This window comes from Halosolutus gelatinilyticus, assembly GCF_023028105.1.
GTDB lineage: Archaea > Halobacteriota > Halobacteria > Halobacteriales > Natrialbaceae > Halosolutus > Halosolutus gelatinilyticus.
In genome coordinates this window covers 3,368,846-3,392,246 of the sequence record NZ_CP095491.1, presented here as the reverse complement: position 1 = coordinate 3,392,246, position 23,401 = coordinate 3,368,846, and the positions used below count along the sequence as shown (strand labels likewise).

The 23,401-nt window shown below is 67.4% G+C and carries 27 protein-coding genes and 1 pseudogene; 15 read left to right on the top strand and 13 right to left on the bottom strand.

Annotation, left to right across the window (positions count from 1 at the left end; translation table 11 throughout):
- Positions 1 to 61: 61 nt before the first annotated feature.
- On the bottom strand, positions 62 to 232 hold the full coding sequence (locus MUH00_RS16660) for a TFIIB-type zinc ribbon-containing protein (protein WP_247000504.1): 171 nt from the start codon (positions 230 to 232) through the stop codon (positions 62 to 64).
- Between the two features lie 210 nt (positions 233 to 442).
- Here MUH00_RS16660 and MUH00_RS16655 point away from each other — a divergent pair, with 210 nt between their 5' ends.
- Together MUH00_RS16655 and MUH00_RS16650 are read left to right on the top strand one after the other, a co-directional pair.
- Positions 443 to 844 (top strand): DUF7961 family protein, encoded by a 402-nt coding sequence (locus tag MUH00_RS16655; protein ID WP_247000503.1) that lies wholly within the window; start codon positions 443 to 445, stop codon positions 842 to 844.
- Positions 845 to 850: 6 nt separating this feature from the next.
- Positions 851 to 1,477, top strand: coding sequence for an METTL5 family protein (locus MUH00_RS16650; RefSeq protein ID WP_247000500.1), 627 nt, complete (start codon positions 851 to 853; stop codon positions 1,475 to 1,477).
- Positions 1,478 to 1,717: 240 nt separating this feature from the next.
- Here the strand turns inward: MUH00_RS16650 and MUH00_RS16645 are convergent, their stop codons facing one another.
- Positions 1,718 to 3,535: a rhomboid family intramembrane serine protease gene (locus tag MUH00_RS16645; protein WP_247000498.1), complete on the bottom strand. Its 1,818-nt coding sequence runs from the start codon at positions 3,533 to 3,535 to the stop codon at positions 1,718 to 1,720.
- Between the two features lie 245 nt (positions 3,536 to 3,780).
- On the opposite strand from MUH00_RS16645, the gene MUH00_RS16640 reads away from it, so the two are divergent.
- Positions 3,781 to 4,065, top strand: a complete 285-nt coding sequence (locus MUH00_RS16640; protein WP_247000497.1) for a DNA-directed RNA polymerase subunit L — start codon at positions 3,781 to 3,783, stop codon at positions 4,063 to 4,065.
- Positions 4,066 to 4,109: 44 nt separating this feature from the next.
- On the opposite strand, the gene MUH00_RS16635 is transcribed toward MUH00_RS16640, so the two are convergent.
- From MUH00_RS16635 to hisF, 3 genes are all read right to left on the bottom strand, one after another.
- On the bottom strand, positions 4,110 to 4,874 hold the full coding sequence (locus MUH00_RS16635) for an MSCRAMM family adhesin SdrC (RefSeq protein ID WP_247000496.1): 765 nt from the start codon (positions 4,872 to 4,874) through the stop codon (positions 4,110 to 4,112).
- Between the two features lie 84 nt (positions 4,875 to 4,958).
- Entirely contained in the window at positions 4,959 to 5,822 is an 864-nt protein-coding gene (locus tag MUH00_RS16630) for a hypothetical protein (protein ID WP_247000495.1), read from the bottom strand.
- A gap of 108 nt (positions 5,823 to 5,930) precedes the next feature.
- Complete coding sequence (gene hisF / locus MUH00_RS16625; RefSeq protein WP_247000494.1) at positions 5,931 to 6,746, bottom strand: imidazole glycerol phosphate synthase subunit HisF; 816 nt, start codon at positions 6,744 to 6,746, stop codon at positions 5,931 to 5,933.
- Between the two features lie 124 nt (positions 6,747 to 6,870).
- Here hisF and MUH00_RS16620 point away from each other — a divergent pair, with 124 nt between their 5' ends.
- Positions 6,871 to 7,059 carry a DUF7550 family protein gene (locus tag MUH00_RS16620; protein WP_247000493.1) on the top strand — a complete coding sequence of 63 codons (189 nt, stop codon included), beginning with the start codon at positions 6,871 to 6,873 and terminating at the stop codon, positions 7,057 to 7,059.
- 6 nt (positions 7,060 to 7,065) lie between these two features.
- Here MUH00_RS16620 and MUH00_RS16615 read toward each other — a convergent pair whose 3' ends face one another.
- Both MUH00_RS16615 and MUH00_RS16610 read right to left on the bottom strand, forming a co-directional pair.
- Positions 7,066 to 7,287, bottom strand: a complete 222-nt coding sequence (locus MUH00_RS16615; protein WP_247000492.1) for a ribbon-helix-helix domain-containing protein — start codon at positions 7,285 to 7,287, stop codon at positions 7,066 to 7,068.
- 322 nt (positions 7,288 to 7,609) lie between these two features.
- A complete protein-coding gene (locus MUH00_RS16610; RefSeq protein WP_247000491.1) occupies positions 7,610 to 7,909 on the bottom strand; it encodes a hypothetical protein in 300 nt (99 codons plus the stop codon).
- Between the two features lie 293 nt (positions 7,910 to 8,202).
- On the opposite strand from MUH00_RS16610, the gene MUH00_RS16605 reads away from it, so the two are divergent.
- Genes MUH00_RS16605 through menD form a run of 3 tightly spaced genes read left to right on the top strand, consistent with a single transcriptional unit; the run spans position 8,203 to position 11,994 of the window.
- The gene (locus tag MUH00_RS16605; RefSeq protein WP_247000490.1) at positions 8,203 to 8,793 is read left to right on the top strand and encodes a sulfite oxidase-like oxidoreductase; all 591 of its coding nucleotides are present in this window, start codon (positions 8,203 to 8,205) and stop codon (positions 8,791 to 8,793) included.
- A gap of 53 nt (positions 8,794 to 8,846) precedes the next feature.
- On the top strand, positions 8,847 to 10,211 hold the full coding sequence (locus tag MUH00_RS16600; protein WP_247000488.1) for an isochorismate synthase: 1,365 nt from the start codon (positions 8,847 to 8,849) through the stop codon (positions 10,209 to 10,211).
- Positions 10,198 to 11,994, top strand: a complete 1,797-nt coding sequence (menD, locus tag MUH00_RS16595) for a 2-succinyl-5-enolpyruvyl-6-hydroxy-3-cyclohexene-1-carboxylic-acid synthase (RefSeq protein ID WP_247000486.1) — start codon at positions 10,198 to 10,200, stop codon at positions 11,992 to 11,994. The genes MUH00_RS16600 and menD overlap by 14 nt, the downstream gene beginning before the upstream one ends.
- A 17-nt stretch (positions 11,995 to 12,011) precedes the next feature.
- Here the strand turns inward: menD and MUH00_RS16590 are convergent, their stop codons facing one another.
- Positions 12,012 to 12,182 carry a hypothetical protein gene (locus MUH00_RS16590; protein WP_247004088.1) on the bottom strand — a complete coding sequence of 57 codons (171 nt, stop codon included), beginning with the start codon at positions 12,180 to 12,182 and terminating at the stop codon, positions 12,012 to 12,014.
- Positions 12,183 to 12,274: 92 nt separating this feature from the next.
- A pseudogene (locus MUH00_RS16585) lies at positions 12,275 to 12,502 on the bottom strand (DnaJ domain-containing protein); the annotation flags it as partial.
- Between the two features lie 245 nt (positions 12,503 to 12,747).
- Here MUH00_RS16585 and MUH00_RS22890 point away from each other — a divergent pair.
- Positions 12,748 to 12,879, top strand: a complete 132-nt coding sequence (locus MUH00_RS22890) for a hypothetical protein (RefSeq protein WP_256464795.1) — start codon at positions 12,748 to 12,750, stop codon at positions 12,877 to 12,879.
- A gap of 84 nt (positions 12,880 to 12,963) precedes the next feature.
- Here the strand turns inward: MUH00_RS22890 and MUH00_RS16580 are convergent, their stop codons facing one another.
- Positions 12,964 to 13,821 (bottom strand): class I SAM-dependent methyltransferase, encoded by an 858-nt coding sequence (locus MUH00_RS16580; RefSeq protein ID WP_247000484.1) that lies wholly within the window; start codon positions 13,819 to 13,821, stop codon positions 12,964 to 12,966.
- A 169-nt stretch (positions 13,822 to 13,990) separates the two neighbouring features.
- Between MUH00_RS16580 and MUH00_RS16575 the strand changes: the two genes are divergently transcribed.
- The 6 genes from MUH00_RS16575 (at position 13,991) to MUH00_RS16550 (ending at position 20,032) form a co-directional block, all read left to right on the top strand.
- Complete coding sequence (locus MUH00_RS16575) at positions 13,991 to 14,929, top strand: 1,4-dihydroxy-2-naphthoyl-CoA synthase (RefSeq protein WP_247000482.1); 939 nt, start codon at positions 13,991 to 13,993, stop codon at positions 14,927 to 14,929.
- A 220-nt stretch (positions 14,930 to 15,149) separates the two neighbouring features.
- The gene (locus tag MUH00_RS16570; protein ID WP_247000479.1) at positions 15,150 to 16,088 is read left to right on the top strand and encodes a 1,4-dihydroxy-2-naphthoate polyprenyltransferase; all 939 of its coding nucleotides are present in this window, start codon (positions 15,150 to 15,152) and stop codon (positions 16,086 to 16,088) included.
- A complete protein-coding gene (locus MUH00_RS16565) occupies positions 16,085 to 17,161 on the top strand; it encodes a mandelate racemase/muconate lactonizing enzyme family protein (protein ID WP_247000477.1) in 1,077 nt (358 codons plus the stop codon). The genes MUH00_RS16570 and MUH00_RS16565 overlap by 4 nt, the downstream gene beginning before the upstream one ends.
- The gene (locus tag MUH00_RS16560; protein WP_247000475.1) at positions 17,158 to 18,738 is read left to right on the top strand and encodes a class I adenylate-forming enzyme family protein; all 1,581 of its coding nucleotides are present in this window, start codon (positions 17,158 to 17,160) and stop codon (positions 18,736 to 18,738) included. The genes MUH00_RS16565 and MUH00_RS16560 overlap by 4 nt, the downstream gene beginning before the upstream one ends.
- Positions 18,739 to 18,820: 82 nt before the next feature.
- The gene (locus MUH00_RS16555) at positions 18,821 to 19,576 is read left to right on the top strand and encodes an NRDE family protein (protein ID WP_247000473.1); all 756 of its coding nucleotides are present in this window, start codon (positions 18,821 to 18,823) and stop codon (positions 19,574 to 19,576) included.
- Between the two features lie 105 nt (positions 19,577 to 19,681).
- Positions 19,682 to 20,032 carry a helix-turn-helix transcriptional regulator gene (locus MUH00_RS16550; protein WP_247000471.1) on the top strand — a complete coding sequence of 117 codons (351 nt, stop codon included), beginning with the start codon at positions 19,682 to 19,684 and terminating at the stop codon, positions 20,030 to 20,032.
- A 52-nt stretch (positions 20,033 to 20,084) separates the two neighbouring features.
- On the opposite strand, the gene MUH00_RS16545 is transcribed toward MUH00_RS16550, so the two are convergent.
- From MUH00_RS16545 to gatC, 3 genes are all read right to left on the bottom strand, one after another.
- Positions 20,085 to 20,498 (bottom strand): DUF8048 family protein, encoded by a 414-nt coding sequence (locus MUH00_RS16545; RefSeq protein ID WP_247000469.1) that lies wholly within the window; start codon positions 20,496 to 20,498, stop codon positions 20,085 to 20,087.
- Between the two features lie 102 nt (positions 20,499 to 20,600).
- Complete coding sequence (gatA, locus tag MUH00_RS16540; protein WP_247000467.1) at positions 20,601 to 21,869, bottom strand: Asp-tRNA(Asn)/Glu-tRNA(Gln) amidotransferase subunit GatA; 1,269 nt, start codon at positions 21,867 to 21,869, stop codon at positions 20,601 to 20,603.
- Between the two features lie 2 nt (positions 21,870 to 21,871).
- Positions 21,872 to 22,150, bottom strand: coding sequence for an Asp-tRNA(Asn)/Glu-tRNA(Gln) amidotransferase subunit GatC (gene gatC / locus MUH00_RS16535; RefSeq protein WP_247000465.1), 279 nt, complete (start codon positions 22,148 to 22,150; stop codon positions 21,872 to 21,874).
- A 199-nt stretch (positions 22,151 to 22,349) separates the two neighbouring features.
- Between gatC and MUH00_RS16530 the strand changes: the two genes are divergently transcribed.
- Positions 22,350 to 23,330 carry a transcription initiation factor IIB gene (locus MUH00_RS16530; protein ID WP_247000463.1) on the top strand — a complete coding sequence of 327 codons (981 nt, stop codon included), beginning with the start codon at positions 22,350 to 22,352 and terminating at the stop codon, positions 23,328 to 23,330.
- Positions 23,331 to 23,401 lie beyond the last annotated feature (71 nt).

Below are 23,401 nucleotides of genomic sequence, written 5' to 3'. Positions count from 1 at the left end.
TCGTCTCTCAGCCGCGGCTCATCGTCGCTTACAACGTCCGATCGGCACAGGACGCCGATCGTCACCCCTCGTAGAATCGGTTGAACGCGTCTCGCCAACTCTCTCGCCTCTCGGGTGGCCGATCGTGTTCGACCGGGACGTCCGCATACCCACAGTGCGGACACGTCACGGTCGAGACGTCGCCCAAGGAGAGTTCCTCCAGGGACCCCTGACACCGTGGACACTGCTCCATACCTGTAGCTGACACGGTACGTTCTTAACTCTAGTCGATACTGTAACGTAACTATTATTTTCGCAAATCTAGTAAATCGGTCCGAGATACTCGGGAGTCGACGTCGATCGACGCCGCCCGAGTTCTCGACGAAACGCCTCGATCCCCGGCGTCGTATTACTACTGCGAATTGGACAAACTTTTTGTATGCAGCCCATGTATGGTCCGATAATGAGTACGACATCCGCGTCCGACCGCGACCCCCAGATCGACGGCTGCCGACCCGCAGACGTCACCCCGGTGACGCTCGACGCCTCGGCGCTCGAATCGACGGCACCGCAGCAACTCCGCGAGTTCAAACGCGCCCTGATCGACCAGGGATTGACGCCCGCAACCCTGACCGTCGACGCGTGTTTCGACGAGAACTGCTCGCTCGCGACCCAGGACGAGATCGATCGAATTCGACGCTACGTCCGCGCCGGGGCGTTCCTCGGCGTCGGAACCGTCACCGTGGCGATCGACGAGGTCGCCGACCCCGAGAAGGTCCGCCCCGCGCTGTCGGCCTGCGCCGAACGCGCCGATCGCGACGGCCTCACGCTCGACGTCGACGGCGACGTCTCGATCGAGTACTGAGCGGGCATGTCGGGTCCCGCACGGCGAACGCTCGCCCGGCGACTGGAGTCGGTCGCGGATTTTCGCCGCCCGTCCGCGTCGCTCGAACAGTACCTGACGCCCGCCGACCTCGCCGCCCACGTTTGTCACCTCGCCGGCCTGCAGGACGACCTCGGTCGCCCGGTCCTCGACCTCGGGACCGGAACCGGCATGCTCGCGATCGCCGCCGCGCTTTCGGGTGCGAAACGCGTCGTCGGCGTCGACGTCGATCCCGACGCGCTCGCACTGGCTAGAGAGAACGCCGCGGCGGCCGGCGTCCCTGATTCGATCGACTGGCTCCGCGGCGACGTCACTCGCCATCCGTTCTCGCTGTCGGACGCGACGATCCTTTCGAACCCGCCGTTCGGCGCCCAGCGCGGGAACCGCCACGCCGATCGGGCGTTCCTCGAGACGGCCGCGGCGGTCGCCGCCGTCTCCTACACGATCCACAACGCGGGGAGCCAGGAGTTCGTCGAGTCGTTCGCCGACGACGCCGGGGCGACGGTGACACACGCGTTCCAGGCGCCGTTTCCCATCCCGAAACGATTCGAGTTTCACACCGAGGCCGAGCGGTCGATCGACGCGGAAGTGTTCAGAATCGAGTGGTCCTCGTAGGCAATCCGATCGCCTCGGACGGGTCGTTCGACGTCACCGCGGTACGACGCGGCCGATCTGGGAATCGCCGACGGGCCGGTCGCGGATCTGGGCTACGTGAACGAACGGCAACGAACGAGAAATCTCTTCGGGACGGTCGGGCCCGATCTCTCCGCCGCGATCGATTGATTCGTCCGTCCGTATCGGGCCCGACGGCACGGTTGCGGAGCGTACTTCGAACGATGCCCCGACGGCCAGCGGCTACCGATACGTTTCTTCGCGCGCGACGGCAACTTCGGTGCCGTCCGCGCTGGCGTAGAGCGTCGCCCCCTCGCGTTCGAAGGTGAGCCCACCCGCCTCGACCGTCTCGTTCTCGTCGGGAATCGCCGCGGCGTCGACGATGCCGTTGGATTCGACTTCGATCTGGAACTCACCGTCCTCGGACGCGATCGTCACGTTCCGATCGGCGATTCGGAGGTCAGCCTGCGAAGTGTTCGACTCGTACGCGACCCGTTCGTCGGCACCGTCCGCCCAGATTCGAACCTGGTAGACGGTCTCGTTCCCGACGGGGTTCCAGCCGGTTCGCTCGACGTGGACGGCCTCCCGCCAGCCCGGCCCGCCGACGTAGATCGTTTCCTCCCCGTCAAAGGCTAGCTGCTGGGCGGACACCGCCTCCAGCCACAGGTTGCGCTCCTCGCTTACGACGATCACCCCGCTGGACTCGATCGCCAGTTCGTCGTCGAACCCGCCGACGGCGATCGCCGAGACGAGTTCGTTCTCGACGTCCTCGGCGTACATCACGGTGTAATCTTCGACCTCGACCGACGCCTCCGAGGCGCTCGGTGCGGTCGTTCCGTCGAGGAGGAGTAGGTTTACCGGAATCGCGATACCGGCGACGATCGCGAACACGACCAGAACCGCCAGGAACGCGGACCCGCGGTACGTCGCGTTCGACAGGCGCGACTCGTTCGTCCGGGCGCCGGCGCCGATCGCCCGGATCCGATCGAACCGATCGCTCGTCCTCGCACCGTCTTCTCCCTCGTGGTCGGCCGCAGAACCGAGTTCGAGGGCCCGATCGAGGGCCCCGGTCCGCCTCGTTCCGACGACGGGGAGGCGGCGTGCGAGCCGCGGCGGGACCAGCGGCGTCTCGGGCCCAACGATCGCGACCGTGACGACGAGCGCGAGGATCGAGACGATCACGACCCCCGGCCCCCGGAAGAGGACGTAGGTGTTCGACTCGCCGAACCAGTAGATCGCCCACAGCGAGCTCGAGAAGCCGTACAGCAGGATGGCGAGCCAGGTCCGCAGCGCGTCGGGCCGGCGGTTCCGTTGCTGGAGGACGAGGACGCCGAGGACGAGGCCGACGAAGAAGCCGAGGGCGTGGCCCTGGATGGCGATCGTCGCCCACGACGGCGGGGCGGGCGGCTGCGCCTCGGCGGTGTAGACGTAGATCGGCGACTGCAGCGCCCGGTACACCGTCCCGAGGACGCTCCTGACGCCGATCACGGCGAGGATCGTCGCGATCGGATAGTGGACGATGGCGAAGCCGGCGAAGGCGAAGACGACCCCGGAGAAGCCGATCACGGGGCCGAGCGCGAAGAAGCTCGTGAGCAGGGCGACCCCGATCGCGGCGAGCGGGAAGACGACGAGCGCCCGAACCCACGGCTCGGTTCGCCACGAACCGACCGACTCGGAGTCGCGCTCGGCCGGATAGTGCCCCCAGGCGAACTCCGCGATCGGCGCGACGACGAGCGTTCCGATCAGGTTCCCAGTGAGGTGGTTCGGTCCAGCGTGGGACAGCCCCGCCGTCAGCATCCCGAGCGGGTAGAAGTACGACCACGCTCGGAACGGAATCACCACGGGGTCGGCGAAATCGCCGATCCCGTCCTGGACGAACAGGTAGACGCAGCAGACGAGCGCGATCACGACGAGCGTTCCCCAGGGAACCCCCATCACGAGCCGCGATCGGGCGACGTCGCCCCACCGTCGGCCGCGCCGGTCGAGCCGTTTGACGACTGCGATCGAACCCAGAATCGTCGCCACAACGACGACCGCGATGGCGGTCGCGATCGGATCCATGTCCTGTGGTTCGATCGGAGCCGTATAGGGATTTACATTCCGCGGGTGTCGTCGACGGACGGTCGGTTCGGGCGGCGCTCGCCGACCGTGTGGCCGGGCCGATCGAGCGTTGATCGGGCGACCCGCCGACCCGAGTTCCGCATCGATCGCGCGAGGGGCGCGCGATCGGCGAGTCGGCGGCGTTCGGCGGCGACGATAGGGTCGGCTTCGAAAGGTACAAGCGGCCGACGGACGGAATACCGGGTATGGAACTGCGGGTTACCGAGAGCAGCGAGGACGAACTCTCGATCGAAATCGCGGGCGAGGACCACACGTTCATGAACGTCCTCAAGGGAGCGCTTCTCGAACACGAGGACGTGAGCGCGGCGACTTACGACGTCAACCCCGAGCAGTCGGGTGGACAGACGGAGCCGATCCTCACGATCAAGACCGAAAGCGGCGTCGAACCGCTCGAAGCCCTGGAGGACGCGGCGGTCAACGTCCGCGAGAAGGCGGTCTCGTTCCGCGACGCGTTCGAGGCTGCGGCGTAACCGTCGAAATCGACGCCCGCTTTCGAACGGCGGTTCTCGTCCTATTATTCGACAGTTACCACGCCGTCCGTCGAGTCGACGGTGACCCGCCGATCCTCCTCGACCGTTAGACTCGCGCGAGCGAGATCGATCGAATCGCTGTCGGACGGGCGATCGGCCACGACGACGGAGTGTCGGGACGTGAGATCGTTCGTTTGCTCGTACGGCTGCGTGTAGTAGCCGTGAAGGTGGAGGCCGTCGTCGACGGCTTCGGCGCGAGCCCAGCGGTGCTCGACCGAACCGGAGCCAAAGCCCGACTCGACGACGATCACGACCCGGCGGTCGAAGTCGACGGTTTCGAGCGTCGACCGAGCGTCCGCGTTCGTCTCTTCCAGGTCGACCACCTCGCCCAACTCGTCCTCGCCGAGGACGAGCCGAACCGCGTACGCGCCGCCCGCGAGATCGAAATCCACGGTCCGGAGCGCGTAGTCGGCGAGTCGCACGGACTCGAGAGATTCGAACGCGACGGACGGTTCGGCGGCCATGTGTTCGCCGAGATAGTCGTCGTTCCACGCTTCCCGCGGCTCGTCCTCGTCGTCGACGTCGGGCCGCTCGATCTCGTGCGGCGGCTCGTCGACGCGGGGGTCGCCGTTCGACCCGTACGTCCCGTCGGTACCGGTTTCGCTGTCCGTATCCGTTTCGCCGTCAGCGTCCGTTTCGCCGTCAGCGTCCGTACCCGGGTCGCTGGTCTCGTCGAGACAGCCGGCGCCGATCGCCGCGAGCGCGATTCCGGTTCCCGCGACGAACGTCCGTCGAGTGGGTCGGTCCATACGATCCCGTTACGGACGGGGCGATAAGTCCCTTCAGCTAGCTCAAAGAGCGCTTGTAGTGTTTCGAGTTACCGACCGACGGTCTCAGCACGCCGCGTACATCACGAAGACCCGATCGTCCAGGGCGACGTGAACGTCGATCCCCTCGGCGCCGAAGCCGGCTCGAACCTCGTCGCCGAACTCCGACCCGAGGAGTTCGGCGGCGATATCGTCGGCGAGGGCGCCTTCGTCGTCGTACTCGTCGATCGAGATCGTCCCGATCGCCAGCGGCGCGCTCAGGACCCGGTCGCCGCCGCAATCGGGATCGAACTCGTCCAGCGGCGGCACGTCGACGTCGTCGGGATCGATCTCCTCGTATTCGATCGCGACCACGTAGCGGTTTAGATACTCAGCGTACGCGCCGAGTCCGTCGTCGTGCGATCTGGAGGGGGCGTTCGCGGCGTCTCGCTCGGCTTCGAGCCGATCGTGGACCTCCCGTTCCGTCTCGTCGAGATCGAGGCCCGCGGCTTCGGTCCCGCTCCCCGGGGCGTCGGGAGGTGACGAGGTTCCGATTCCCGGGAGGATCGAGAGCGGGACGGTGCCCGTGACGAACAGGAGGGCGACGATCCCGACGACGACGAGGATCGGCGCGTACGGCTTTGCGACCTCGACCCACCCGGGAACGTCGAGGTCCCGATCGACGTCGGCGTAGCGCTGTTCGGTCTTCTCCAGGTCGGGGTTGCCACACCGCGAGCACGGCGGATTGTTTCTGACGTGATCGCGACCGCAGTTCGGACACCGCCAGACGTAGGTCGTTCCGGTGTCGACCGTTCGCGGGACGAGTTCGTCGTCGGTTTCGCTTTCGTCGACGCGGACGATCGCCTCTTCGAAGACGTTGTGACCGCACTTGTCGCAGGGCGGATCGTTGTCCGCGTGTGGTTTCCCGCACCACGTGCACCGCCACTTCACTGGTAGAAGTGCGCGACTACGAGGCCATAAGCGTAGTGGATAACGCAGCGAGATCGGTTTCGGCGAGCGTCCGACGCCGGAACGCTACGGCCGGCGTTCGACGGGAACTTAGAGGCGAACGGGGACGCCGTGCTCGTCGAGGTACGCCTTCGTCTCTTCGATCGAGTACTCGTCGAAGTGGAAGATCGAGGCGGCCAGGCCGGCGTCGGCGCCGGCCTCCGTGAAGACGTCGTACATGTCCTCGGGGCCGCCACAGCCCGAGGAGGCGATCACCGGCGTGTCGACGGCGTCGCAGACCGCCGTCGTGAGGGGAAGGTCGTAGCCGTCCTTGGTGCCGTCCTTGTCGATCGAGTTGACGAACAGTTCGCCGGCGCCGCGGGATTCGGCCTCCCGCGCCCACTCGACGACGTCAACGCCGGTTCCCTCGCGGCCGCCCTTCTTCGTGCACTCGAACCAGCAGGACTCGCCGTCGATCTCGACGTAGTGTTCGCCCCCCTCGTCGAACCGCCGTTTAGCGTCGACGCTGATGACGATACACTGGCTGCCGAACGCGCGCGCGCCCTCGGTAATCAGTTCGGGGCGTTCGAGCGCCCCGGTCGTGATCGAGACCTTGTCCGCGCCGGCCCGCAGGGTTTCCTTGATGTCCTCGGCGGTCCGGATGCCGCCGCCCACGGTGAGCGGGATGAAGACCTCGTCGGCGACGCGCTCGACGACGTCAAGCATCGTCTCCCGGCCCTCCGCGGACGCGGTGATGTCGAGGAAGACGAACTCGTCCGCCCCCGACTCGTTGTACGCCTTGGCCATCTCGACCGGATCGCCGGTGTACTCGAGGTCCTCGAAGTGAACGCCGGTGTAGACCGCCGGATTCCCGTCTTCATCGAGATCGACGTCGATACACGGGATGATTCGCTTGGTCAATACCATGTGGTTACTGTCCGTCCGTTCGAACCGGGAGTAGTAAAGGAACGTGATCCTTCGCGGTCGATCTCGAGGGTCGCCCGCACACCGTCTCAGTGAAGTTAAGTGCGCGAAACGGAAACCTACGCGCATGGCAGACGATACCGATCACGCGGCGGACGACGATTCGGGCGCGGACGTGGGACACGATCTCGACGCCGAGCGGACGACGGCGCCGATGAGCGACTACTCGGCGCGCGACGTCGGCGTCGGGTTCGTCGTCCTCGCGATCGGGGCGGCGATCGCGTTCGGCATCCCGCTGGCGACGCTGTCGCTCTAACTGAGTTTAGAAGACGTACTCGTCGTCGTGGCCCATCATCCCGTCGTCTTCGAGTCCGGTTCCCGGACTCTCCTCCTCGCTCATCGGGCCGCTGGTCTTGTAGGCTTTGATGCCCGTCGAGAGGAGGTCCTCGATCGCCTCCTCCCGATTGACGAATTCACCGCGCTCTACCATCTGCGCGATCTGCATCTCGAGGTGCTCCGGAATGGTGATCTCTACTTTCGGCATCTGATTCGGCTTTCGGCGAGGGGGTATTTAGCTTTGACGGGGAATCTGCACGGAAGCGGAAGAAAAATTCTCTCGGCCGTAACTAATGTTTCCCGTCCCGTTCGTCGGCGAGCCGACGATCGATCGACGCGCCTGGAACCGCGTCTGGCAGGGCGTCGGGCGGGGATCGGACGATCGGCTCGGTCCGCGCCGTCGGCCGTAATCCAAGCGGCGACGCCGCGACCGGTGACCGGCGACGGCCGACAGTCGGAGGACTCCACGTCGTACCCGTCCAAAAAAGCGTTCCCGCGATCGCTCGGCGGCGGCGATGCAGTCGATCGAGTTACCGGTTGCCCATCATCGAGTCGATCGCGTTCTTCAGCGTCGAGCCGGGCTGGGTGATCATGTCCAGCTGCTGGCGCATCTTGCGCTGGTTGAAGTAACTCGCGAACGCGAGGATCGTCGGCGGCCACAGGCCGATGAACAGCCCGCGCTCTCGCTCGCCGCGCAGGAAAAAGTAGTACCACGACAGCCCGACGGAGGCCGCCGACGCGATGAACGCGGGCCCCATGGCCTGTTCGCCCACCTCTTCCGCTGCCTGTCCTGACATTTCACGCTCGGTGATCTGCTGTCTACTAGCCATACGGACGTACGGTCGCGGAGTCGTTACTAAGGGGTGACGAGGGTTTCGAGAGCAACAGCCCAATTGTGGTTCCGCTCGCACTATTCCGGACCGTTTCGACCCCGGTGCAGTCCGGGAAACGCCACGTTATCGCGAGAACTCGTATCACGAACTGTGTTTTCCCTTCCGCAGGTCGACGCTGGACGGGTGGCCGATCGGTCGATCTCATTTTCGCCGTCGAGACCGCCCTCGCCGGTCTCGGCGATCGTGACCGAAACGCCAGCGTTACGTCGGCGACGCCGGTACGGATCCGTATGAGAGACGTCACGGACCTCTATCGGGAGTTCGGGGACGATCGGCTGCCCCCGGGACAGCGCGAGACCACCGCGTTTCCGGTGCTCTCGAAGAGCGGGACGCCCGACTGGGACCCCGATACCTGGGAGTTCACCGTCGCGGGCGCCGTCGAGACCGAACTCGGCTTCTCGTGGGACGAGTTCCGCGCTCTCCCCGGCGAAACCCAGCGTCAGGACTTCCACTGCGTGACCGGTTGGAGCAAGTTCGACTGCGAGTTTACTGGCGTCCCGTTTCCGGAACTCGCGGAGCGAGCGGGCGTCCACGAGGATGCCGTCCACGTCATGTTCTCCGCGCTGGACGGCTACACCACGGACCTGCCGCTTGAGGCGTGCCTCCGCGACGGGGTGCTTTTCGCCTGGAAATTCGACGGCGAGCCCCTGCCCGAGGAGCACGGCGGACCGCTTCGGGTCGTCACGCCCCACAAGTACGCCTACAAAGGGGCCAAGTGGGTCGACGGGATCGAGTTCCTCACCGAACCCCAGCGCGGCTACTGGGAACGGCGAGGATACTCTCAGACGGCGAATCCGTGGCGCGAAGAGCGATACAGCTAGCGTCGCTTCGCGAATAGTTAGGCTGAAGGCACGTCAGTTCCCAACTGCGTTCGATGGACCACACGCCGGGGGAGGGAGGACTGGCGGGTGAGGCAGCGTCGGGTCCGCGGACAGCGGATGCTCTTATCAGCCGATGTCGCGAACTCGAGGATGTCTCCTTCGCCGCGATCGTCGACGCCGCGGACGCGGCGCGAATCCAGTGGGCCACGCCCAACGGATTGGAGATCGCCGGTCGCGGCGTCGCCGCACGGATTACGGCCGGCGGCGCGGACCGGTTCGATCGCGTTCGCGCGGCGGCGAGCGCGGTGTTCGACGGCCTCGACCACGACGGCCCCGCCGTCGCTCGGCCGCGCGCGTTCGGCGGCTTTTCATTTCACGACGGCCACGAACCGCGGGCGCCCTGGGCCGGATTCAACGCGGCGTCGTTCGTCGTCCCGGAGATTCTCGTCACCCGAAGCGACGAGGGAACGTGGCTGACGGCGGTCGCAACCGACGACGAGACGGCGACCGATCGGCTGGATCGCTGGTACGATCGACTCACCGCGGTGGCCGCGATGCGCCCGAGCGGAACGGGTCCGGGCGTCGCCGAGACGCGCCGAACCACGTCGCCCGCGGTGTGGACCGACCAGGTCGAAACCGCCCTCGAACGGATCGCGGACGGTCGGCTAACGAAAGTGGTGCTCGCGCAGGCGCTGACGGTCGATATCGAGGGACCGATCGACGTGCCGGCGACCCTCGAACGGCTCCGACGACAGTACCCGAACTGTTACCGGTTCCTGATCGGTGCGGCGGACGGGGGAACGTTCTTCGGCGCGCCACCCGAGCGCCTCGTTTCCAAGCGCGGCAGGCACGTCGAGACCGAGGCTCTGGCGGGTTCGGTTCCCCGCGGCGAGACGCCCGAAGCGGACGAGGAGTACGTCGATCGGATGCTCGCAAGCGAGAAGTTCCGGCGGGAACACGGCCTCGTCGTCGAGGCGATCACCGAACAACTCCGCCCCGTCGCCGCGGAACTCGTCGTCGACGACCGGACGATCCGGCGACTGGCGACGATCCAACACCTGCAGACGCCGATCGAGGCGACGCTCGACGGCGATCGGCACGTCCTCGAACTCGTGGAGGCGCTGCACCCGACCCCCGCCGTCGGCGGCGTCCCCCCGAGCGCGGCCTGGGAGACGATCCGGGACACGGAGACGTTCGATCGCGGCTGGTACGCGGCCCCCGTCGGCTGGTTCGACGCCGACGGCGACGGCGAATTCGCCGTCGGGATTCGCTCCGCGATCGCCGCGGACGAGACCGTCACGCTCTTCGCGGGGAACGGCATCGTCGCCGACAGCGATCCGGACGACGAGTGGGACGAGGTACAGCTGAAGTTTCGACCGATCCTCGACGAACTTCGAGACGACGATGACGGCACCTAATCGCGCGACGCTCTGGGGGCGGGTTCTCGTCGACGAACTCGCGACCGGCGGCCTCGAGGCCGTCTGTATCGCCCCGGGAAGCCGATCGACGCCCCTGACGGTCGCGTTCGCCGAACATCCGGATATCGAGGTCTTTTCGCACCTCGACGAACGATCGGCCGCGTACTTCGCGCTCGGTCGCGCCCGGCGAACGGCCGAGCCTACCGCGCTGGTCTGCACCTCGGGCACGGCGGCGGCGAACTTTCACCCCGCCGTGATCGAGGCGGACCGGGCGCGCGTCCCGCTGCTCGTGCTCACGGCCGATCGCCCCCTCGAACTGCGGGACAGCGGCGCGAACCAGACGATCGACCAGGTCGACCTTTACGGGGACGCGGTCCGGTGGGACGCGGAACTCCCCGACCCCGAAGCCGACGAGCGGAAGGTTCGAAGCCTTCGCACGACCGCCGCACGAGCGCTCGCGAAGACGACCGGTACCCCGGCTGGCCCCGTCCACCTCAACTGTCCGTTCCGAAAGCCGCTCGAACCGATCGACGTGCCGGGGGACGTGCCGGACGCCTTCTCGGACACGCTGGCCGGACGGGGCCGGGACGGGCCGTTCGTCGATACCGTCGCCGGCCGGCCGACCGTGGATCGCGAGCCGATCGGCGCCCTCCGCGAGGCGCTCGTCGACGCCGATCGGCCGCTGATCGTCGCCGGACCGGCGGATCCCGCGGATCTCGCGGGGCTCGATCGGCACAGCGTGAGCGCCCTCGCGGCCCGACTCGGCGCGCCCGTGCTCGCCGACCCGCTCTCGAATCTGCGGTTCGGACCCCACGTCGACGGCGCCCCGATATACGGAGGGTACGACGCGTACATCGGCGCGATGCCGGCTCCTGACGTCGTGCTTCGGTTCGGCGCCTCGCCGACTTCGAAAGCGCTGCGACACGCGCTACGCGATGCGGACGCGGACCAGTACCTGATCGACCCCGCCGGCGAGTGGCGCGAGGCGACGTTCACCGCGACCGATCTGCTGGCCGCGACGCCGGAATCGGTCGTCGAGAGCCTAGTCGACGGCCTCGACGCGGCGGACGGCGATATCGACTCTGACAGCGACGAGTGGATCGCCCGGTTCGACGCCGTCGAGCGCCGACACTGGAAGATCCGCGACGAGGCCCTGACGGCGGACGAACCCTCCGAATCGCCCTTCGAAGGCGCGATCCTCGCGTCCGTCTTCGCCGACGCTCCCGATCGGGCGACCGTCTTCGTCTCGAACAGCATGCCAATCCGGGACGCCGATCGGTTCGGCCGGCCCCGTCGCGCGGACCTCACGGTGCTCGCCAACCGCGGCGCGAGCGGGATCGACGGCATCACGAGCACCGCGCTCGGAGCCGGCAGCGTCGACGCCGACCCGCTCGTGCTCGTCACCGGCGATCTCGCCTTCTACCACGATTCGAACGGCCTGCTCGCGCTCGATCGCTGCGGCGTCGACGCCACGATCGTCCTGCTCGACAACAACGGCGGCGGCATCTTCCACAAACTCCCGATCGAAGGGTTCGATCCGCCGTTTACCGGCCAGTTCAAGACGCCACACGGGCTCGATTTCGAACCGCTCGCCGACCTCTACGGGTTCGAGTTCGAACGCGTCGAGCTGGCCGACTTTCCGGACGCGTACCGGCGGTCGCTCGATGCGGACGGGACGCAGGTGCTTTCGATCGAGTTCGACTCGGCGGCGAGTCACAGACGTCGGGAAGACCTTCGCCGACGGGTCGAAACCGCAGTCGAGCGAGACGGGAGCGAATCGTAGACGGCAGGGTGCCCGAATCAGGGTCGTAATACCCACCAGACCCCGATCGCGTAGCCGAACGGGATCCAGCAGCACGCGATCGCGAGCAGGCCGCGAATCGAGAGCGGACCCACCGGGGCCGCGTAGAGCCCGATCGGCGTCGTCCAGTTCGTCCAGTCGTCCGCGAATCGCTCGTCCCCGTCGCACAACGGGCGGTTTTCCTTCTCGACGCGGTCCTCGATTTCTCGGTTCGTTCGGCCCCGGAATCGGCCGCCTCGTCCGCGGACGAGGCGGTCGCGTCGGCGAGACGGACGTACGACTCGTGACCGAGCCGATCGTACCGCGCGCGTTCGGTCTCGTCCGCGAGGACCGACTCGGCGGTCGAGACGCGCGTGAACTGCTCGGCCGCGTCGGGGTCGTCGTTGTGATCCGGGTGCGTCTCGAGGACGCGGCCGCGGTACGCCGCCCGGCTCTCCGCCTGCGTCGCGTCCGGATCGACCCCGAGAACGTCGTAGTACGTCTCGCCCATCGATCGGGTCTGGGTAGGCGTCCGGGCGAAAAATCCCTCGGATCCGGCGACTGTCAGCCGAGGTGATCGACGCGCCGGCGCCTCGGTGCCGGGCCGGTTGACTTCTCGATCGAGACCTGGACTATCGGCTAGCAGGCGGAATTACCGTCGGTAACTGGCCGTTGTCGGATCGGCTCATCTCCGACGGATACACTATAATGTGCTATATCAAATCCGGTGGTTCGACGATCGGTTCGTCGAGCACGATGGTCCGAGTTGACGGCAGACGCGGAAGTGACGGGTGTATAGAGCGGGTCAACGAGCGATCGCACGAGTTCTCCAGCCACGAGGAGACCGGCGTAACTGGGACGATCGTCGAGATGACGAAGGAACTGTGACGGCGGCCGCTTTCGGCGGATCGGCTAGCTTCGCCGCAGCGGATCGGGATCGGTCGCGATCGCACGACTCCCGGTTCGACGGTCTCAGGCCCTGCAAACGGCGAGCATGTGCGGCGACAGGTCGGCCACCGATCGATCGGTCCGCAGCAGGTCGTTTACCTCGCGAATCGCGTCCCGATCGGCCGCGGTCAGGTCGTCGAAGCGAGTTCGACGGGTCGCGGCGACGCCTTCGAGCGCGACGATCGTCTCGACGGCGAGTCCCGCGTCCGAGAGGAGGGCTTCGAGTTCGTCGCGCCGGAAGAAGTGGCAGTCGAAGAGCGTCGGTTCCGTGCCGCGACTCCGCACGAGGTCGCCCGTGTGATCCCCCTCTCGGACGATCGCGGGCAGCAACGAGGGATCGAGGGGTTCCTCGTCGCGACCGGCGTACTGGGCCGTGATCAGCACGATTCCGAGCAACCCCATGACGGAGACGAAGACCGGTTCTCCGGGGTTCGTCACTCGTTTCAGTTCGCGGGCCGCTCGGCGCCGCTCGTCCGCGTCGAGGACGTGCGAGAGCGGCCCGCCGAGACAGCACGTCGCGTCGAACGCGTCGTCGTCGAACGCGAGGTCGCGGACGTCGCCGTCGACGACCGTCGCGGCCTCTTCGACGTCGCGCTCTGGGATCTTCTCGCGGGCGATCGTCCGCTGGGTTTCACTCGGTTCCGCGAGCGTCACCTTGTACCCCCGCCGGGCGAGCCAGACGCTGTACCGGCCCGCCCCGCCGCCGATATCGAGGACGCGCGGGGCGTCGGATCCGCTCGCCGGCGGAAGGTGCGCTTCGAGTCGATCGATCGTCCCCTCCCACTCGAGGCGGTGGAAGAAGTCTCGATCGAGCCGTTCCCACTCGCGTTCGCCGTACTCGTCGTAGAACGATTCGGGCTCCGTCCGATCGGACTGGTCCATCTGTCCGCCATTTCTCTGGGTGGTGAATAACTGTTGTCGCGAACCGCGCCGATCGCGGCGGAGACCGGTCCGGATAGCGACAGAGCGACGCGACGGACCGGGTGCGAAGTTCGCGGCACCGACCGCGGACGCGAATCTATTTCAGGCGCTGCCCGCCAAACTGGAGGCAATGGTTTCGAAACTCTTCGATGCGGATCGGTGGGAACCGATCGACGGCTTCGACTTTCGCGATCTGACCTACCATCGGGCCGTCGACTCCGGGACGGTCCGCATCGCGTTCGATCGGCCCGCGGTCCGCAACGCCTTTCGGCCGGGGACCGTGGACGAACTCTACGACGCGTTGGATCACGCCAAGCGGCAGACGGACGTCGGCTGCGTCCTGCTGACGGGCAATGGGCCGTCGCCGAAGGACGGCGGCTGGGCGTTCTGTTCGGGCGGCGATCAGACGGTTCGCGGGGAGGACGGCTACCAGTACGAAGGTGACGAGGAGAGCGAGGCGCAACGCGCCTCGGAAAATTCGAGCGGACAGCGCCCGCGAGCACGGGCCTCGGAGCAGGGGCGGCTCCACATCCTCGAAGTCCAGCGGCTTATCCGGCACATCCCGAAGGTCGTCGTCTGCGTCGTCCCCGGGTGGGCCGTCGGCGGCGGCCACTCGCTGCACGTGGTCTGCGATCTGACGCTGGCGAGCGAGGAGCACGCGAAGTTCCTCCAGACCGATCCCGACGTGGCGAGCTACGACGCCGGCTTCGGCTCCGCCTACCTCGCCCAGCAGATCGGCCAAAAGAAGGCCCGCGAGGTGTTCTTCCTCGGCAAGACCTACTCGGCCGAGGAGGCCGCGGAGATGGGGATGGTCAACGAGGTCGTCCCCCACGACGAACTCGAGGAGACGGCCCTGGAGTGGGGCCGGCGGATCAACTCGAAGAGCCCGACGGCGATGCGGATGCTCAAGTACGCGTTCAACATGGCCGACGACGGCATGATCGGCCAGCAGGTGTTCGCCGGCGAGGCCACGCGACTGGGATACATGACCGACGAGGCCGAGGAGGGCCGCGACGCGTTCGTCGAGGGCCGCGATCCGGACTTCGACGACTACCCGTGGCACTACTGAGTCCGCGATACGTTCAGGTGATTTGATCTATTCGGTCCGCGAAGCGAACGGCACCTCGAATGAGCTACTCGACGCGAAGACGACTTCTGTTCGGCGCGATCGCCGCGTTCGCTGCAGGTTCCGGCTGTCTCGGGACGTTCGATGTCGGCAGCGACGAGGCCGGCGATCCGTCGCGCGCAATGCCAACGTTGACACTCTCCCGAGTGGGATACTCGAGAAAATGAGTACGGCCGAAGTCGAGACTTCGCGGACGAAGGCGTGGCTGATGGCCGCGCGTCCGCAAACGCTTCCCGCGGCGGCGGCGCCCGTTATCGTCGGAACCGGGCTCGCGATCCACGAGGACGTGTTCGCCCTCCTCCCGGCGATGATGGCCCTCGTCAGCACGGTGCTAATCCAGGTGGGGACGAACTTTGCAAACGACTACTACGACGCGATCAAGGGTGCGGATACGGACGATCGAGAGGGCTTTACGCGGGTCACGCAGGCGGGCCTCATCCCGCCCGAGCGAGTCAAACTCGCGATGATCGTTGCCTTCGGGCTGGCGATCCTCTCGGGGACGTACCTCGTCTACGTGGGGGGACTGCCGGTCCTCGCGATCGGCGCCGTCAGCGTCTTCTGCGGGTGGGCCTACACCGGCGGCCCCTACCCGCTGGGGTATCACGGCCTCGGCGATCTCTTCGTGTTCGTCTTCTTCGGATTCGTCGCCGTAATCGGCACATACTACGTTCAGGCGGCGGCCGCCCTCGAGCCGCTGACGATCGCGATTCCGGAGGGGACGATCACGCGCGAGTCCATCGTCGCGAGCCTCCCGATCGCCGGCATCTCGACGGCGATCCTCGTCGTGAACAACGTCCGAGATCTGGAGACCGACGCCGAGGCCGGCAAGCGGACGCTCGCCGTGCGGCTGGGCTATCGCGCGAGCCGCTTCGAGTACGTCGGCCTGCTCGCGCTGGCGTACGTCACGCCGCCGTGGTTCTGGCTCGCCGCCGGCTTCGACCCGACGATCCTGCTGCCGCTCGTGACGCTCCCCTACGCTGCGCTGGTCGCGCGGACGGTCTGCACCCGGACGGACGGGGCGGCGCTCAACCCCGCGCTCGAGCGCACCGGAAAGCTGCTCGCGCTGTATGCGATCCTGTTCGCCGCGGGGCTGATCGTATGAGTTCGCCCGAGGAAGGCGGCTGCGGGTCGGGCCCCGCCTTCGAGTATCGCTCCTTCTCGCTGCCGCTGAAGCGCCCGCTCGAGAGCGCGACCGGGACGATCGAGTCCCGCGACGGCTTTCTCGTCCGACTCGTCGACGACGACGGGAACGTCGGATACGGCGAGGCGACGCCGCTGACCGGCTGGACCGAATCGATCGACGACTGCGAATCGGCGCTCGAGCGGGCGGGCGACGCCGTCGAGCGGGGAGACCAGCGCGGCGCGCTCGAGGCCGTCGATCGGACGGTCGCGGCCAGGCACGCGGTCACCCTCGCGTTCGCGGACCTGGAGGCGACTCGTGAAGCGACCCCGCTGTACCGGTATCTCAGCAGGGGGCCGCTCGTCGGACGAGTCCCGGTGAACGCGACGGTCGGCGACGGCGATCCGAGCGAGACCGCCGCGGCGGCCCGGCGCGCGCACGAACGCGGGTTCGACGTCTGCAAGGTGAAAGTCGGGCTCCGATCGATCGAGGAGGACGTCGAGCGGCTGCGCCGGGTCAGAGACGCCGTCGGGCCGGGCGTCGAACTCCGCGCGGACGCCAACGAGGCCTGGACCTACGAGGAGGCGGAGTCCGCGATCGAGGCCTTCGCCGCCCTCGACGTCTCGATCCTCGAGCAGCCGCTGCCCGCCGGCGCGCTCGAGGGACACGCCGCGCTCCGCGGGAAGGGCGTCTCGATCGCCCTCGACGAGGGGCTGCTCGATCACGGCATCGACACGATCTGCGAGGCCGGCGCGGCGGACGTCGCCGTGCTCAAACCGATGGCGCTCGGCGGAATCGACGTCGCCCGACAGGTCGCGGCGTGGGCGACCGAACTCGACGTCACGCCGCTGGTGACGACGACGATCGACGGTGTCGTCGCGCGCACCGGCGCGGTCCACCTCGCGGCGGCGATCGCCGACGTGCCGGCCTGCGGGCTCGCGACGGGCGAGCTGTTGGCCGACGACCTCGCTCGCGACCCGGTCCTCCTCGAAAAGGGGTCCGCCGTGGTTCCGCAGGCCAAGGGACTCGGCGTCGACGGAGCGTGGGAGGAATGAACGGCGAGCCGGTCGCGTGGCCGACACGCGATCTCCTCTCTCACCGCGCGGCGACCACGCCGGACCGGACAGCGATCGTCGACGCCGACGCCGGTGCGGAGTGGACGTACGGCGAGTTCGATCGGCGCGTCGACTCGGTCGCCGGAGTGCTCGCGGTGAGAGAGGACGATCGGCTCGGCGTGCTCTTGGGGACTCGACCCGCCTTCGCTGCGGTGTACTTCGCCGCGATGCGCCGCGGCGCGACGGTCGTTCCCCTGAACGTCCGCGAGACGGTCGGCGAACTCCGATCGAAGGTGCGGCGGATCGAACTCGACGCGATCGTCTGCGAGTCGGCGACGGAAGGGGGCGCCGCGGAACTCGCGAACGGTCCGGTCGTCTCGGTCGACGAGCCCGAACGCGACGGCGTCTCGTCGCTCCGGGCGGATACCGACGGGGACGGAGACGCGACACCGGTTCGACTCGACCGCGATCGAACGCACCTGCTCATGTTCACGTCGGGCACTTCCGGCGAACCGAAGGTCGTCCGCCTGACGCTCGGCAACCTCGTCGCCAGCGCCACCGCGTCGGCGTTCCGCCTCGGCGTGTTGCCGGACGATCGGTGGCTCTGCTGTCTGCCGATGTACCACATGGGCGGGCTGGCGCCGGTCGTCCGATCGACCCTCTACGGGACGACCGTCGTAATTCAGCGCGAGTTCGACCCCGAGCAGACGGCCCGCGCGATCGACGAGCGCGACATTTCGGGCGTCTCGCTCGTGCCGACGATGCTGACGCGGCTGCTCGACGCCGGCTGGACGCCGCCCGAGTCGCTGCGGTTCGTCCTGCTCGGCGGCGCGCCCGCGTCGCGAGAGCTGATCGATCGCTGCTGCGATCGAGGGGTGCCGGTCCACCCGACGTACGGCATGACCGAGACGGCGTCCCAGATCGCGACGGCGCGACCCGAAGACGCGTTCTCGAATCCGGGGACGGTGGGCCGGCCGCTGGTCTGCACCGACGTCTCGATCGTCGACGAGTCGGGCGAACTCGTCGACCCGGGCGAGAGAGGAGTGGTCGTCGTCTCGGGACCGACCGTGACGCCGGGTTACCTCGATCCCGATCGGACCGCGGCGGCGTTCGGCGAGCGCGGCCTCCGCACCGGGGACGTCGGCTACCGCGACGAAACCGGCCGGCTCTGGATCACGGGTCGCGTCGACGATCGCATCGTGACCGGCGGCGAGAACGTCGATCCCGACGAGGTGGTAGCTGTCCTCCGAGAGCACCAAGGGGTCGCCGAGGCGGCCGTCGTCGGCCTCCCCGACGAGGAGTGGGGCCAGCGGGTCGCCGCGCTCGTCGCGCCCGACGCCGACGGACCATCGACGCCGGACGGACGATCGGCGTCGGCGACGGAGGCGCGATCGACCGACTCGATCGACGTCGAGGCGGTGCTGGCCCACTGCGACGATCGACTCGCCGGCTTCAAACGCCCGAAGACGATCGGCGTCGTCGGTGCCCTTCCCCGGACGCCCTCGGGAACCGTCGATCGGGACGCCGTTCGTGAGCGGCTACTCGCGGAGGGGGTCGACGTGACCGAGTCCGACTGAGCGCGGTCGTCGATGGCGCCGACGGGTCGTCGTCGCCCCACCCGGAACCGAAGTTAAGGCGCTCGCGCCCCTACAGCGAGTCGTGTGTACGCTGACTCTCGCCTGGCGGGCGTTCGACGAGGCGCCGATCGCCGTGGCCGCGAACCGTGACGAGCGACTCGATCGGGAGTCGATACCCCCCGGCGTCTACCGCGAGGACCCGTTCGTGATCGCGCCGCAGGACGCCGAAGCCGGCGGAACCTGGATCGGCTACAACGAGTTCGGGGTTTTCGCGGGCGTCACGAACCGCTGGACCGACGCCGATCTCGCCGGAGATCGGTCGCGAGGGTTGCTCGTCGCCGACGTTCTCGAAGCCGAATCCGCGGCCGAGGCGGCGACGATCGTCGAGGAGACCACCGACGAATACGAGTACGAGGGGTTCTACCTCGTCGTCGCCGACGCGTCGGACGCGTTCTGCTTCCGGTGGGAGGGCGACCTGCGTCGAACGACGTTCGAGCCCGGCGTCCACGTCGTCGTCAACGTCGCGGTCGACGACGACGCCGAAATCCCGTCGATCCGGCGGGACGCCGCCCGCCAGCAGGCTGCGAATGCCCGTGCGGTGCGGGCGGAACTCGCAGCCCGACCGAACGAAACCGCGACGGAGTGGCTCGATCGCGCGGGCGAGGTGCTGGGCGACCACGAGTACGGCGTTTGTATCCACGGCGACGGGTTCGGCACCCGATCGTCGTCGCTGCTCGCGATCGGCGCGGAGCCGCGGTATCGCTACGCACCGGGACCGCCGTGCGTGACCGACTACGAGCGAGTCGACCTCGGGGACGGCGCGAGCGAGGTCGGCTGAGACGGATCCCTCGCCGACGAAAGGCACATTTAAGCGGATCGATCCACCTCGTATAGACATGGACGGATTCCTGCCTGCCGCGACGTACATGGAGAGGTGGTCGCCGTGAGCGTCTCTGCGATCGAAGCGGAACTCTCCGAGGACGAGCGCGCCGGACTCGAGCTCGTCCGCGAGACCGGCGGCATTCACCAGAGCGACTTCTGGAAGGACCTCGACGTTTCGTCGCGCAAGGGAAGTCGAATCGTCGAGTCGCTCGTCGAGAAGGGCCTCGTCGATCGCGAGGAAACGATCTACGACGGGCACAACACCTACTACATCACGCCGACCGCCCGCGACCTCGATTTCAGATTGCTGATGGCGGGCGACATGCTCTCGCCGTTCATCGGCGAAGAGGAAGTCGATCCGAACAGCGACGCCTTCTCGCAGTGGATCATGAACCTCGCGTATCAGGAGTGAGTTCGCGGTCGGATCGATTTTTCGGACGCCGCCGGCTCGTCGATCGACGTCGTCAGTCGTACGGATAGAATCGCTCGATGAGGACGAACGGGTCGCGCTCTCGATTGTAGTAGGGAACGTCGCCGTCGATCACCTCGATCAGTCGCCGGTGAACCTCGCGGGCGGCGCGACCCTCGTCCGGATCGAGGTGGTGTAGCCCCCGCATGTCGGTCCAGAACCCGCCGTCGAGCCAGAGGAGCGTCTCGTCGCTCGACTGGTAGACGACCGCTCCCTGCTCGGCGAGGCCGTCGATCGCCAGTTGGCGACCGGTAAGCTGGGCCCGCGCGAGCACGGCGATGAGCTGCCGTCGCGAGACCGGCGCGTGCAACGCGACGTCGTCGATCGTCTCGCCGAAGTAGCCTTCGACGAGATCGCAGGCCCGCGAGAACTCGTCGAACTCGACCTCGTGACCTCGCGTGATTTTCATGACGTACGCTCGACTGGTTCGGTGTGCTGAACGTTCGCACGATCACTATAAAAAGATACCTCCGAATCCGCCGGTACGACGGGCGGACGAGCCGCGTCGCGATCAGGCGAGCGCGCTCGCGGCGCGAATTAGACGCGCTTCGCCGAACGCGGGGCCGACGAGCTGCAGGCCGACCGGGAGGCCGTCGGTCTCGCCGGCCGGAACCGAGATCGCGGGGAGATCCGCGAGGTTGACCGGGACCGTATTCGCGTCGGCGAGGTACATCTGGAGCGGGTCGTCGAGACTCTCGCCGAGCTCGAACGGCGGCACCGGCATGGTCGGCGACGCGAGGACGTCCGCCTCGGAGAGCGCCTCGTCGAAATCCTGCTTGACCCATGCGCGGGCGTCCTGGGCTTTCTTGTAGTACTTGTCGTGATACCCCGCCGAGAGGGCGTACGTCCCGAGCAGGATGCGGCGTTTGACCTCGTCGCCGAACCCCTCCTTGCGGGTCCGTGCAAAGGTCTCGTTCCAGTTGCCGTCGGCGTCGGCCGAGTGGCCGTACCGGACGCCGTCGAACCGGGCAAGGTTCGATGAGGCTTCCGACATCGCGATCACGTAGTAGGCCTCGACGGCATGTTCGACCGACGGAAGCGTGACCTCGTGGTACTCCGCGCCCCGATCCTCGAGATCGGCGATCGCATCCCAGAACGTTTCCACGACGCCTTCGTGGGCGCCGTCGAGCAGTTCCGTGGGAACGCCGATCGAGAGCCCCTCGACGTCGCCGGTGGCGGCGTCGGCGTAGTTCGCGTCGTCACCCGCCTCGCGGGTGGTTCCATCTCGGTCGTCGCTGCCGGCGATGACGTCGAGGAGCGCCGCCGCGTCCTCGACGGTGTTCGCGAACGGGCCGATCTGCTCCAAGCTGTTTCCGTAGGCGACGAGCCCATATCGCGAGACCAGCCCGTAGGTGGGCTTGATCCCGACGATGCCACAGAAGGCGGCCGGACAGCGGATCGATCCGCCGGTGTCGGAACCGAGCGCGAGATCGGCTTCGCCGGCCGCGATGGCCGCCGCGGAGCCGCCGGAGGAGCCCCCTGGGACCCGTCCGGGCGCGGCCGGGTTCTCTACGGGTCCGAAGTACGACGTCTCATTCGTCGTCCCCATTCCGAACTCGTCCATGTTCGCCTTACCGACGATCGTCGCGCCGGCGTCCTTCAGCCGCGAGACGACCGTCGCGTCGTACGGCGGGACGTACTCCTCGAGCATCCTGGAGCCGCAGGTGGTACGGACACCCGCCGTCGAGATGTTGTCCTTGACCGCGACGGTCGTCCCGGCCAGCGGGCCGTCGCCGTCGCCCTCGATCCGTTCCTCGGTGATGAAGATGTTCGCTGACATGATCAGGAAACGTTCGGTCCTTTGAAATATTCGTCCTCGGTCTCGGACGCGTTTCGGAGCGCTTCCTCGCTGTCGAGCGAGTCGCGCTCCTCGTCCGGACGCATCACGTTCGAAAGCGTCGCCTCGCGATCGACCTCCGGCACCTCGTCCAGCGTCTCGAAGTACTCGAGGATGTCCGCGAACTGGCCCGTGAACTGCTCGACCTCGTCGTCGTCGAGGTCGACGCGAGCGAGCTCCGCGACGTGGCGAACCTCCTCGGGACTGACGGCGTCGTCGCTCATATGCAACCCCACCGGTCTCCGGAGAGTAAGGGTTTCGATACCGCCGGCGCAACCGTCGGCGTTCGATCTCGACGCGGTCCGGAGGGCAGTCGCCCGTTCATCGGTCCGTACTATCGAAGAATTTAAGTGATAGAACTCCGTTAGCGTTGCGAACGCTAGAACGGTTCTCCACCGATCGTTCCTACTGGTTCCCAATACAATGACAGACTCCACCATCCGAACCCGGACGGGTGAGCGACGCCAGCGCGAGTCCGAGGGTCCGGCTGAGGCCGACGAACAGGAGCGAGAGCAGTGTCCGGAGTGCGACGGTCGCCTAGTCTCCGACGACGAGCACGCCGAGACCGTCTGCGAGGACTGCGGACTGGTCGTCGAGGAAGGCGAGATCGATCGCGGGCCGGAGTGGCGCGCGTTCGACGCCGCCGAGAAAGACGAGAAGAGCCGCGTGGGCGCCCCGACGACGAACATGATGCACGACCAGGGGCTCTCGACCAACATCGGTTGGCAGGACAAGGACGCCTACGGGAAGGCCCTCTCGAACCGTCAACGCCAGAAGATGCAGCGCCTGCGCACCTGGAACGAGCGCTTTCGCACCCGCGACTCCAAGGAGCGCAACCTCAAGCAGGCGCTCGGCGAAATCGATCGGATGGCAAGCGCGCTCGGCCTCCCCGAGAACGTCCGCGAGACCGCCTCGGTCATCTACCGCCGCGCGCTCGAAGAGGACCTCCTCCCCGGCCGATCGATCGAGGGTGTCGCCACGGCCTCGCTGTACGCCGCCGCCCGACAGGCGGGGACGCCGCGCAGCCTCGACGAGATCACGGCCGTCAGCCGCGTCGAGAAAGACGAAGTCGCCCGCACGTACCGCTACGTGGTCCGGGAACTCGGCCTCGAAGTCCAGCCCGCTGACCCTGAGAGTTACGTCCCCCGCTTCGCGAGCGACCTCGAGCTCTCCGACGAGACCGAACGGCGCGCGCGCAACCTCCTGAAGACGGCCAAGGAGAAGGGCGTCCACAGCGGCAAGTCACCGGTCGGCCTCGCGGCCGCGTCGGTCTACGCCGCGGCGCTGCTGACCAACGAGAAGGTCACCCAGAACGACGTCAGCGAGGTCGCCAGCATCTCCGAAGTGACCATTCGAAATCGGTATCACGAATTGCTCGAGGCCGAAGACGGTACCCGCGTCTGATCTCCGTCCGAGAGCGCGGCACGGCCCAGTTCCCCCCGTCGGGTCAAGATCGGCTTGACGCCAGTTATCCC